This is a genomic window from Nonomuraea sp. NPDC001684 (genome assembly GCF_053596515.1).
Map to the genome: position 1 here is coordinate 1 of NZ_JBSFGJ010000318.1, position 10955 is coordinate 10955.

Sequence of the window (10955 nt, forward strand, 5' to 3'; positions counted from 1 at the left end):
TCGCACTCGAAGGATCACGCGATGGCCGTGTTCATTTCACGGCCGCCACGCTTGTGACCAGGTCAAACTCGTACACCACTCTCATGGACGTGGCCCGACGGTCTGACAGCCGCCCTCCGATCGGCCCCGGGGAGGCCAGGGCAGGGCCAGGGACTACCACGGGCGCGAAGCGAGCCGACCGCGCGCGATCGTGAAGACATCAGCCCCCAGCGACCCGGACGAGCGAGCCCGGCGGCTACGGAAAGGAGCAGAGATGTCCGACCAGCCCACCTCCGCCGGGGACCAGCAGGCCGCGACTGTCACGACCGCTTCCCGGCCCATCCGCACCGCCACCGGCACCGGCGCGCAGGGGCAACCACCACCAGACGGCGACTATTTCGAGGCGCAGCCGGCCGACGGCGTCGAGTCCCGCTGAGTTCCCTTTCGAGGTTGCCCAGAGTAGCCAACCATCCACTGGAAGTGATGTAGGCGTCGGCGGATGCTGCATAGAGGCCCGATCCACTCAGGGGTGGATGACAAGCCCGTCCTCGACCACGCCCGAACAGCCTCCGTCAAGGGGCGGAGGAAAGAACCAAGGAGGAGTTCTCATGCGAGGTTTCCGTAAGGCCCTGATCGCGACCGCTACGAGCCTGGCCCTGGGCATCGGGATCATCGGCGTCGCGGCCGGCCCCGCCGCCGCCGCCGCCACCGGCACGTGGAAGCTGTGCGACGACTGGAATATGTGGGAAATCACCCGCGCCTGCCTGACCGGCACCAACACCAACCCGCCCAGGGTGCCCGACCTGCGCACCTGGGCCTACAACGACGCCATCTCCTCCATCAAGACCAACTCGGTCGCCATCGAGGCCTGGACGAACGTCAACTTCCAGGGCACCTACGGCTACTTCGCGCCGAACTCCGTCTGGAACGCGCTGGACTACCCCTACGACAACTCCATCAGCTCGATCTCCTACCCCGGAGCCTGACCTGTCCCCGCCCGGGGGCGGACGCCTCCCCCGGGCAGGCCCGGTGAACCGAATGAACGGAGGCGCGCCATGTCGGTCAGGCCACGCAGAACGGTCCGCTTGCTCACCTCGATCGCGATGTCCGTCCTCGCTGTCGCTGTCGCCGTCGCCGGCTGCGCTGCCGCTCGGCCCGCGGCATCCCCCGCAGCCGCTGTATCCGCCCAGCAGATGGTTCATCTGCTCCAGACCCAGCTTCCGCCAGGAAGACTCTCAGGGCAGCAGGGACGGGGACTGAGCGCCGAGCCCGGTCCGGCGCCCTCCGCTCAAGTGCTCTTCGAAGCGGGCGGGAGCTCGGCGAAAGTAGTGGTGAAGCTCAACAGATGGCCCGTCCCCGTTCCAGTCCAGTACGCCCAGTGCCCGGACTCCGCCTATCACCCCTACAGCCGCTGCCTCCAGACCATCCTGCCCAGCGGGGCCAGGCTCGTGCTGGACCGCTCCCCGAGCGATGAGAACAACCCATCAGGGGGCGAACTCCTCAGTGCTCTGCTCACCTACGGGGACGGCAGGCAGGTCTTCGTGTCGGCGGCCGGTAGGTCCCCTCTTCCTCTGACGCATCAGCAACTCGCCGCCGTGGCGACCTCTCCCGTATGGCATCCGGTTCTCGCGGCCATGCCCGCGCCGCCTGCCGCTCCCCGTGCCGGATCGGTGTCCCGGCTGACCGCGGCGCAGATCACCCGCGTCATCGAGCGACTGCTTCCGGCAGGCGTACGCGCCGGGCGACCGGGCGGCGCTGACGGCTTCGGGCACGTCACGGCCGACGACGGCCACGGCAAGAGCCTGGTCGCCGTGAACGTCCAGCAGTGGAAGCCCGGTGACGCGGCCATCGCACTGGTGTTCAGGAACGCCGCCACACTGCCTGACGGCACTCGCGTCGGGGTGCGCCAGGGGCTCGCGCCGCTCGGGGGAGCGGGCGCGATCGAGTGGACCGTCGACACCCTCGGTACGGACGGCCTGCGGGTGGTGATCTCGGCACTCAACGCGGGCGCCTACCGTCTTCCCGCGGACCGCAGCGTACCGGCGCTGACTCTTGAGCAACTCCGGCAGATCGCGCTCGCTCCGGCGTGGCGACAGGCCATCGGCTGACGCCTCGAACGACTTCGGATCCTGAACCGTGACGCACGGCATCGGGACAGGATGAGGGGACGTCCTGCAGGTTGTCGCGCCGGCGAACTCACCCTCGGCTTCGAGCCCTCCACCCCGGCCGGGGCCCCACGCCAGACGCTCGGCCTCTACACCGTCGACCCCGGGTTCCCCCTCCGAGGCGGCACTGCGCGAGATCTGAGCAGCACGGACACGAGCAGTGCCACGCCCGCAAGGCCGAGCCGTAGCCTCTTCGGCTCGGCGCCGACCTCTACCACCGGCCCGCCAGACCTTACCCGGCGAGCCACCACCGGCTCGGCCGAAAGAATCGGGCGGTGCGCCGCCAGATGCCTTCTACCCCCCCGTGCAGTGTCGGGCCGGACGAAGCGGATCGCCAACTGTCGGTGTACCGGGGGACTGGCGGCCGCTGGTCTCATAGTCCGATGCCGTGCAGGGGGTTGTCGTTCCATTTGTCGGCCTGGCGGATATAGCCGGCGACGACGGGGGAGCCGTCGGCCCAGCGTCCGTGGCGGGTGATCGCGGACATGGGCGCGCCGGCCTTGGCTGCGGAGGTGGCGCCGCCGGCGCGCAGGCCCTGGGCGGTGTAGGCATCGGCGTGGTCGAGATCGGCGGCTGTGGCGGCCCGTTTGACGATCAGGTTGATCGACTGTGGGGTCAGCCGTTCACGGCGGCCGCGACCGGCGGCGGGATGGCCGCGCCCGGCGATGCGGCCGTGCCGGTCGATCGGGCGGAACAGCGGCCCCGGTCGTCACGCCGGCGTCTGTCAGGTCGGCGAGCCATGCGCGGGTCACCCGGACGGGGCAGGTCCGCGGGTGCTGGCCGTAGGGGATGGCGACGATCTCGCCGTGGGCGTTCTGATCGGTCTTGCTGAACGGGACGTACACCTCCAGGCCGTCGGTGGTGAAGGTGAGGTCGTCGACGTCGATGTCGGTGATCTCCGAGCGGCGGCCCATCAGGGCGAAGCCGAGCACCAGGACAGCGTGGTCACGGCGTCCTGCGGGGGTGCCGGCGGGCAGGGCGTCGACCATCGCGCGCAGCCGGTCGACGGTGATCGGCGGGGACTTGCGGGGTCGGTGGCCCTGCTGGGCGCGCTCGCGGCGGTAGGCGCGCAGGGCCAGCCGGGCCGCGGTGGTGGCGGGTTTGGCGAGCTGGGCGTTGGTCGTGTGCGGCCAGTACGCAGGCCAGCGCGCGGTCGATGGTGGAGGGGGCGTAGTGCTGGGCGGCCAGGTGGGCGACGTAGTTGGCCAGGGTCGCGGGGGTGGCGGGCAGCAGGGTGCGGCCGGTGGAGGCGCACCAGGTGGCGTAGGCGCCGAAGTCGCGGGCGTAGGCCAGGCGGGTATTGGCGGCCAGGCCCTCGTCGACCAGCCGGGCCGTCCGGCCCTCCAGAAGGTGCTCATCCGGGGCGGGCGGCGCAAGGACGCGCTCCGGCAGCCGTTCGGGAGCGTCCATATGGTTTTCCGTGATCAACTCCCTGGTTAGCGATAAGTGAGCTTATCGCTAACCAGCGTCCCAAGGCGGTCGATCTCCGAGGAGGCAGGAGAACGGGCGGCATCGGCTGCGGATCAGGCCACTGACAGCAGGTGGGAATCCTGCTGACAGCAGGTGAGAAAACCCCAGGCCAGAAAGATGAGAACTCTCATTCCGACAGCCGGCGATCATCGTATCTCACACAAGTGGAATTGTGTGAGATGTTCGAGCTGCTGAAATTTTCGTAGCCATAGCCGTGCGAACGGATACGGATATGGCACGGATATGGAGCTGATAGGGTGCTCGGCATGAGCGAACGTGAGGAGCGGGCGGAGTCAGCAGAGCAGCCCGCCGGGGACTCCATCGCGGGACAGCAGTCCGGGGACATCCCCGGGGGCGAGCCGTCCGTGCCCGGCTCCGCGGCGGACGTCGCGGACGGGGGAGTGGTGCCGGAGCCGCTGCCCGGCCGGGTGGAGGAGACAGTCGCTGCCGAGCGTGCCGCGCGTACCCGCGCCGCCGGCCGGCGGGCCTGCCGGTACTGCGGCGGCGCCCTGCCGCCGGGCAAGCGTGCCGACGCGCTGGACTGCAGCGCCGACCACCGCACCCGCTACCACCGCGAGCGCGTCCCGGCCGAGACCGCCGCCGCCCGTGACAGCGGTCAGGTGCGCCTGGAGCAGGCCCAGGCCGTACTCGGGCCGCTGGCCGACCAGATCGCCGCCGTGGCGGCCGGGCTGCGCGCCGACCTGGAGCAGGCCGTCGCCGACACGATCGCGCAGGCCCAGGCCGCCCGCGCCGACGCCGCCCAGGCGCGCCGCGAGAAGAACGCGGCCGACACCCGCGCCGAGCTGGCCGACCGCCGCGCCCAAGCCGCCCGGGAAAGCCAGGAGGCCGCCGAGCGGGAGCAGCGCCGCGCCGAACGGGAGGCTGACAGCAAGGTCGATGTGGCCAAGGAGGACGCCCGCGCCGCCTGGGCTCAGGTGGCCGAGCACGAACGCGCCCGGGGCGCGGCCGAGCAGGCCCGCGACGACGCCCTGCGCGAGCGGGAACAGGCCCAAGCAGAGCAGCACAGGACGGCCGCCCTGCTGGAGGAGGCCCGGCGCGAGCTCGACCGGCTGCGCGCCGCCGCAGAAGAGCACGCCCGGCACGCCGAGACCCTGCGGGCCGCGGCCGCCGACGCCGACCTCGCCCGCGAGCGCGCCGAGCACGACAGCCGCCAGTCCCGGGCCCGGGCCGAGACCGCCGAAGGCCGCGCCGAGACCGCCCGGCAGGAGGCGACCGACGCCCGCCTGGCCCTGGCCGCCGCCCAAGGGGAGGCCGCCGCCGCTGCGCGGCTGCAGGCCCGCGCCGAGGACGAGTTGCGCCAGGCCGGCACCGACCGCGATCTCCAGCGCGAGCGCGCCGTGGCCGCCGAACAGCAGGCCCGCGCCGCCCAAGTTGAACGCGAACGTGACGCCGAACAGGTGCGGGGACTACGTGACCGGCTGGCCGCCGCCCAGGCCGCCGCCGGGCTGGTGCTGCCCGAACTGGCCGACCTCAGCGGCGACCTCGGCACAGGTGTCCGCGGCGTGACGTTGCCCGGCGCCGGCATCGCCGTAGCCCGGCACCCGGACGGCGCCGTCATGCTGCTTGCCGCCGGCCGGGAGGTCCGCCTCGGCGACACCGAGCACGCCGCCGCCCGCGGCCGCGCCCTCGCCGCGGGACTCCTGGCCGTAGTAACGTCCCCCACGACGAGACAAGAAGGCGACGACCATGCCTGACACTGCCCGCGGCGACCATAGCGAGAAGGGCATCCGCTGGGGCGGCCGGCCCCTGGCTCCCGCAGCCTGAAATCCCCACCCAACCCGGTTCCGGTCACAGCACCAGACGGCGTACGCGCCATCCGGTAGGCCCTACCAACGGTTGGGCGGTGTGCAGGATGGGGCGGCTCCTGGATGATCTCTAGCGTCAAGGGACATGAGGAGAACCCGCAAGACGCTTGGGCTGCTCGCCCTGGCCTGCGCCGGACTCGTGCTGGCCACGGCCACCGCCCCCGCCGCACTGGCCCTGTCCACCCCTCAGGTGGAGCAGGGCTCGCTCGTCTCGGCCAAAAAGATCAAAAGCCTGTCCGCCACGGAGATCGCCGCGTACCTGCGCGAGTCGAAGTTCCCCGTCCCACCCAAGGCCCAGGGCGCCGACCTGTACGCCGTCGTCTACCGTACGGTCGGCGTGGACGGCAGCCCGACGACGGCCAGCGGCACCGTGGCCGTCCCCCACAAGTCCAGGAAAGACCTGTGGACGGTCAGTTACGAGCACGGCACGACGGCCACCAGGGCCTACGTCGGCTCGATGGACGAGGGCGACGGGCGGGCGGTGCCGATGATGTTCGCCGCGGCAGGGTTCATCGCCGTCGCCCCCGACTACCTCGGGCTGGGCACGGGCCCCGGCTTCCATCCGTACATGGACCACGCCAGCGAGGCCTCCGCCACGGTGGACCTGCTGCGCGCCGCCCGCTCGCTCGCCACCGGCCAAGGGCGGAGGCTGAGCGGGGACGTGCTGGTCACCGGCTTCTCCCAGGGCGGTACCGCGACGATGGCGGTGGGCCGGCAACTGCAGGCCGGCCCCGGGCTCGGGTTCCGGCTGCGCGGCCTCGCGCCGATCTCCGGGCCGTACGAAGTGCAGCACGTCCAGTTCCCCGAGCTGATCGCGGAACGGCTGGATCCGCGCACCTCGGCGTTCTACCTGGCGTACTGGACCGCCTCCATGAACCGGCTGCACCACTTCTACGACTCGCCCGCCGAGGCGTTCCAGGACCCGGCGGTCGAGGCGCTCTACGACGGGAATCACACGTTCGACGAGATCATCGCCGGGCTGCCCGCCTCACCGCTGGACGTGCTCACGCCGAAGTTCCAGCAGTGGTACCTGAACCCGTCAGGGGCGGTGCTGAAGGCGCTGGAGACGAACGACGACACGTGCTCGTCGTGGCGGCCCCGGGTGCCTGTACGGCTGTTCGCGGCCCGGGGCGACCGGGAGGTGGTGGCGCGCAACTCCCGCAACTGCCTGCGTGACCTGCGGCGACACGGCACGGACGCGACGCTGACCGACGTTGGGGACATCGGTCACATGGACTCGCCCCTCGCGGCGATGCCGACGGTGTTGCGGTGGTTCACCGATCTTCGGTGACCGGCTTTCTGATCGGCATGACCATCCTCGTGTGACGGGGCCCGGGACCGCTGAACTCGCCGTCAGCAGGCGTCCGCACCGGGAGGCGTGGGCCCGCGACCGGCTCGGCACCGCCGAGGACGGCACCCTCACGGCGTCTCCCGACCTCCGGGAACGACTCCGGGAGGAGCACGGTGCAGCCGGGCGCGTGGCGGCGATCCGCGCCTACCTCCGGTCCGGCAGCAGGAACTGCTCGGCGTGACCCCGGAGACGTCCGTGCTCGAGTACATGGCGGCGCTGCGCGACCAGCAGGAGCGCACCGTGTGGGTGTGGCTGGCCACTGACTGGCACTTGCTGGAACTGGAGGGGGAGCTCTGAGTCTCCGCTTCGTCCATCTGTAGGAAGTAGAAGAACAGAAGCGACCTCATCGCCCCTTCGAGGGATCTGGGCCAGCGCCTGCGGGTGCTGGCCGCCCTCTGGAGGATTCCGATGGTGGTCAACATGACCCCGCCCCCTGTCCGCATCTACTCCGCGGACACCCCGATCCGGCCCCCGGGGTCTGGTACATCGTGCCGCTCCTGGCCGCGCTCGCCGCGGCCGGGCGGGAGGACCTGCTCGTCCCGCACGAGCAGGTGCGCAACGTGGACGGCACGGTCGTCGGCTGCCGCGCGTTCGGGTCGGTGGCCGATGCGTGAGTACACCCTGTCCCTGATCGAGGGCGACGCTGGGCGTGAGGCAGTCGGCGACGAGCTGGGCGACTCACCGGTGTCGTACGCCGCGTTCGACGCCGACACGATCTCCTGGCTGGATGAGCACGGGTATGACGTCGAGCACCCGGATCGATGGCTGCTGGTCACGCCTGCCGGCGACGATCCACGCGCTGTGAACGTGATCGCGCAGCGGGAGATCGTGATCTGCGCATGAGCTGCGAAAGGCCCTGCCAAGCACGCAGGCAGGGCCTTCCGCAGTTGCTGGATGCAGTCGTAGCAGTACCCCTTCTCGGCGCGTAGACCGGGCAGGTCGCCGTGCGGCTTGAGAGGGCCTCCGCAGCCTCTGCAGCGGCCGTCCCTCGCTCGGATGGCGCCTACCTCGTCTTCCAACTCGCCGATGCGCTGGCTCGCAGCAGTTCGCTGTCCACGCGGGTGAGCGACCCGCGCGGCAGCACCCGAGCCCAGGAGTGACGGCCTTGGCGGACAACGGCAGGGCGACGTCGAGCATCTCGGGGTCGACGATCAGCCGGGCGGGGTCGGGCAGCCGGCGGGTGATTTCCTCGTTGCGGGCAGGCACTGATCATGACTTGCGAGCAGTTCGAGAAGGCGCTGCTGATCGCCTACTTTGTCCCCGCTTCGACAGCGCTGGCAACGACACTAGTGGCCCGTCAGCGAATCTCGGACGGGTAATCGGTCTGTCCCGGGACCGGCGGCCCGGTCCCAGGAGGCGGTCAGCTTTGCCGTAGGGCGGGCATCGGGAGGGGGATGGCGTACGCGGTGGCGCCGCCGCCCACCCCTCCCTCGCAGCTGTTCGGAGGTGCGGTGGTCACGCCCCTTGTGGAGGGACGTTCGGCGGCCCAGAACATGTAGCCGAGCATGCCGGAAGTGGTTCCGGCACCCTTCGGCGCGGCCGTCTGGACGAACGATCCCGTGGACTTCTGCAGCGAGGTGCTGAAGTTCGTGCATTCGGCGCGGACCTTGCTTCCTTCAGCGATGTAGAACGCGCCGGTGAACTTGGCCGGAGCCAGCGACGGGATCGGCGGAGAGTAGGTGGTCTTGCCGTCGATGTGCTCCTGCCAGTTGGCGATGGCGTCGGAGCTCCTGGGCTGCCGGGCGGGCACCATCGCGTTGGCGTAGTCAAGGACTGGGGTGTCGGTGCGCAGCCAGTCCGCGGTCGCCTTCCTGGTGATGTCGATGAGCCAGCGGTCACCGGCGGCGAGGTCGATGGTCAGCCGGGCGGCTGGGTTCGCACCGCTCGCGTCGTACGGCAGGGCGGAGCGGTAGGCGTCGACGAAGGCCTGCAGACCGGCCAGGTCGGGCCTGCTGTTCTCCTCGTAGTCGATCTCTATGCCGACGCCGAGCCGCTGGGCGACCTCGGCCGCGTTGCGCCCGAACTGCGCCGCATTCTCCGCCAGGGCGGAGTTCCACGCGGTGGTGTACGTGATGCCGCCGATGGAGAGCATCACCCGGATCCCACGGCTGGTGAAGTAGTTCACGATGTCAGCGGTCATGCCACGCGGCACGCCGTCGAGGGTCTGCGTGTCGGTGGTCTTGTGCAGCAACTTGACCGGGTGGACGAAGCTGAGCACCACGAGGTTGACCGAGGGACGGCCGTCTCCTCGGTCGATCAGCCAGTGGTTCTTCGCGTCGAAGTCTGTTGGGCTGCGGACGTTGCCCCAGATGCAGGCGTCATCACCGCAGTGCCAGGCGCCGTAGACCTGCAGCGGGGTCGCAGCGGCCTGTGCGGGGACGGGCAGGAGAAGGAGGGGGAGGAATAAGGAGACGAGCGCGGCCAGACGGCGCATGCCGATACCTCCGTTCACGAGGAACTGGAAAGGAGGTTAACTAATTCTGCACGGTGCTGTCCCTCCCCAGGAGGACACACCCGGGTCCCACAAGGGCTCGCGTCGCCATGAGCGCTCAGCCAGTGGCCCATCACCGAATGTCGGACAAGTAATCGACCTCCGGCGGCGAACCCCGAACTGGATCGAAGCAGAGTCGCCGCAAACGCCAGTGCCACGCACCGGCACGCATCCCCGGCAGAACTCAGCGACGAGTACGTCACGAAGATCGCCCAAGCCGTCGCAGCCGAAACCGAGGCCAGGGCCATGGCCGAACGCCCCAGGCAGCGGCGCCGCGAGTGGATGCTCCTCATCGTCGGCCTCGTCGCCGGGGGGCTCCTCTCCATCCCGATCGGCATCTGGATCAACCTGATCACCTGAAAGCCCCTTACCCGGCTCGCACCTTCGACGACTAAGCCGCGAATCCTCCAGCCCTTCGCGGCCTACTGTGTACCCCAGCCGCACCGAGGCGAAGACCAGCGGGGAGAACCTCGGCATGGCACGACGGTGGGAGTACAAGATCGCTACGTTGAAAGACCCAGAAGTGGAGAAGCAGCTCAACGAACTGGGCCAACAAGGGTGGGAACTCGTCCACATGAAGTACCAGAGCGCGGAAGCCTTCGGCAGGACCTTCACCTGCTGGTACTGGTGCGTCTTCAAGAGACACGGAATCAGCTAACAGCAGGCGCGCGGCCTCCACGGTTACACCGGCGCTGCCGCATCCGCTTCTCCACCTGGAGCAGCTCCGCCACCCGCACAAACCGAGATTGCCGAGCAGTTCGACCGCGCGCGGGACGAACCGGCACATGAGGCAGCGCCGAGGCTTGGTCACATCACGGCTGGTTCCGCCAACGGTGTCCTCCTGGCCCGGTCCTCGTCTGTCTTCTTGGCTCGTGGCGCTCACGCACGCGCCGGACGGTCACGAGCGAGCAGCGCCGACTCTTCCGCCAGGTTCAGGCCGACACACTCGTCCGGTCGAGGAACCGTTGCAGGCCGGTCCGCACGCCGTCGGTGGGCACGGTGGCGGCGAAGCTCGCCGCCTCGACCGCCAGGCCCTCGTCGATCGGCAGGTTGATCCCGCGGGTCACCGCGCGCAGACACGCCGCGACGGCCGTCGGCGCGTGCCGGATGATCCGCGCGGCCAAGTCCCGTGCGGCGTCGAGGAGCTCGTCTGCCGGTACGACGGTGTTGACCATGCCCAGCTCGGCGGCTCGGGAGGCCGGGATCGGGTCGCCGGTCAGGATCATCTCCAGGCCCCGCTTGCGACCGACGTGCCGCGGCAGGCGCTGGGAGCCGCCAAAGGGGGGCGGGAACCCGAGGGTGATCTCGGGTTTGGCGAAGGCGGCGTGCTCGGCTGCGATCGCCAGCGGAGCGGCCTCGGTGATCTCGCAGCCGGCGCCGTAAGCGAGACCGTTGACCGCGACGATCACGGGCTTGGGAAACTCCTCGATCCGCCGCGTAAGCCCGTGACCGCGGCGCACGATCTCGCGCAGCGCACGTTCGGGTCCTCCTGCGATGCTGGAGGCCAGCGAAGGGATGTCCGCGCCCGCGCTGAACGCCTTGCGCCCGGCGCCGGTCAGGATGACCGCCCGGATGCTGTCGTCGGAGTCTATGAGGTCGAGCTGCGCGAGGAGCGCGTCGATCGTCGGGTAGTCCAGGGCGTTGAGCTTCTGCTCTCGATCGATGGTGACTAC

13 protein-coding genes are annotated in these 10955 nt (G+C 70.2%); 9 read left to right on the forward strand and 4 right to left on the reverse strand.

Going from position 1 to position 10955, the window contains the following annotated elements; translation table 11 throughout:
* The first annotated feature begins 253 nt into the window (after positions 1 to 253).
* From ACWCSD_RS37315 to ACWCSD_RS37325, 3 genes are all read left to right on the forward strand, one after another.
* Entirely contained in the window at positions 254 to 415 is a 162-nt protein-coding gene (locus ACWCSD_RS37315) for a hypothetical protein (RefSeq protein WP_397157331.1), read from the forward strand.
* A gap of 172 nt (positions 416 to 587) precedes the next feature.
* Complete coding sequence (locus tag ACWCSD_RS37320; RefSeq protein WP_449922034.1) at positions 588 to 965, forward strand: hypothetical protein; 378 nt, start codon at positions 588 to 590, stop codon at positions 963 to 965.
* A gap of 306 nt (positions 966 to 1271) precedes the next feature.
* Positions 1272 to 2087 (forward strand): hypothetical protein, encoded by an 816-nt coding sequence (locus ACWCSD_RS37325; protein ID WP_449922036.1) that lies wholly within the window; start codon positions 1272 to 1274, stop codon positions 2085 to 2087.
* A 680-nt stretch (positions 2088 to 2767) separates the two neighbouring features.
* Here the strand turns inward: ACWCSD_RS37325 and ACWCSD_RS37330 are convergent.
* Positions 2768 to 3076 carry a hypothetical protein gene (locus tag ACWCSD_RS37330; RefSeq protein ID WP_449922038.1) on the reverse strand — a complete coding sequence of 103 codons (309 nt, stop codon included), beginning with the start codon at positions 3074 to 3076 and terminating at the stop codon, positions 2768 to 2770.
* Positions 3077 to 3089: 13 nt separating this feature from the next.
* On the reverse strand, positions 3090 to 3554 hold the full coding sequence (locus ACWCSD_RS37335) for a site-specific integrase (RefSeq protein WP_449922040.1): 465 nt from the start codon (positions 3552 to 3554) through the stop codon (positions 3090 to 3092).
* A gap of 326 nt (positions 3555 to 3880) precedes the next feature.
* On the opposite strand from ACWCSD_RS37335, the gene ACWCSD_RS37340 reads away from it, so the two are divergent.
* From ACWCSD_RS37340 to ACWCSD_RS37360, 5 genes are all read left to right on the forward strand, one after another.
* Positions 3881 to 5329 (forward strand): hypothetical protein, encoded by a 1449-nt coding sequence (locus tag ACWCSD_RS37340; RefSeq protein ID WP_449922042.1) that lies wholly within the window; start codon positions 3881 to 3883, stop codon positions 5327 to 5329.
* A gap of 196 nt (positions 5330 to 5525) precedes the next feature.
* The gene (locus ACWCSD_RS37345; protein WP_449922044.1) at positions 5526 to 6731 is read left to right on the forward strand and encodes a lipase family protein; all 1206 of its coding nucleotides are present in this window, start codon (positions 5526 to 5528) and stop codon (positions 6729 to 6731) included.
* 31 nt (positions 6732 to 6762) lie between these two features.
* Positions 6763 to 6972 (forward strand): hypothetical protein, encoded by a 210-nt coding sequence (locus ACWCSD_RS37350; RefSeq protein WP_449922046.1) that lies wholly within the window; start codon positions 6763 to 6765, stop codon positions 6970 to 6972.
* A gap of 307 nt (positions 6973 to 7279) precedes the next feature.
* A complete protein-coding gene (locus ACWCSD_RS37355) occupies positions 7280 to 7405 on the forward strand; it encodes a hypothetical protein (protein ID WP_397157317.1) in 126 nt (41 codons plus the stop codon).
* Positions 7398 to 7634: a hypothetical protein gene (locus tag ACWCSD_RS37360; RefSeq protein WP_397157315.1), complete on the forward strand. Its 237-nt coding sequence runs from the start codon at positions 7398 to 7400 to the stop codon at positions 7632 to 7634. The genes ACWCSD_RS37355 and ACWCSD_RS37360 overlap by 8 nt, the downstream gene beginning before the upstream one ends.
* Positions 7635 to 8151: 517 nt before the next feature.
* Here ACWCSD_RS37360 and ACWCSD_RS37365 read toward each other — a convergent pair.
* A complete protein-coding gene (locus tag ACWCSD_RS37365) occupies positions 8152 to 9225 on the reverse strand; it encodes a hypothetical protein (protein ID WP_449922049.1) in 1074 nt (357 codons plus the stop codon).
* A gap of 532 nt (positions 9226 to 9757) precedes the next feature.
* Here ACWCSD_RS37365 and ACWCSD_RS37370 point away from each other — a divergent pair.
* On the forward strand, positions 9758 to 9940 hold the full coding sequence (locus tag ACWCSD_RS37370; RefSeq protein ID WP_449922051.1) for a DUF4177 domain-containing protein: 183 nt from the start codon (positions 9758 to 9760) through the stop codon (positions 9938 to 9940).
* Positions 9941 to 10214: 274 nt separating this feature from the next.
* Here ACWCSD_RS37370 and ACWCSD_RS37375 read toward each other — a convergent pair.
* On the reverse strand, positions 10215 to 10955 hold a 741-nt coding region (locus ACWCSD_RS37375; protein WP_449922053.1), incomplete at its 5' end, for an enoyl-CoA hydratase-related protein.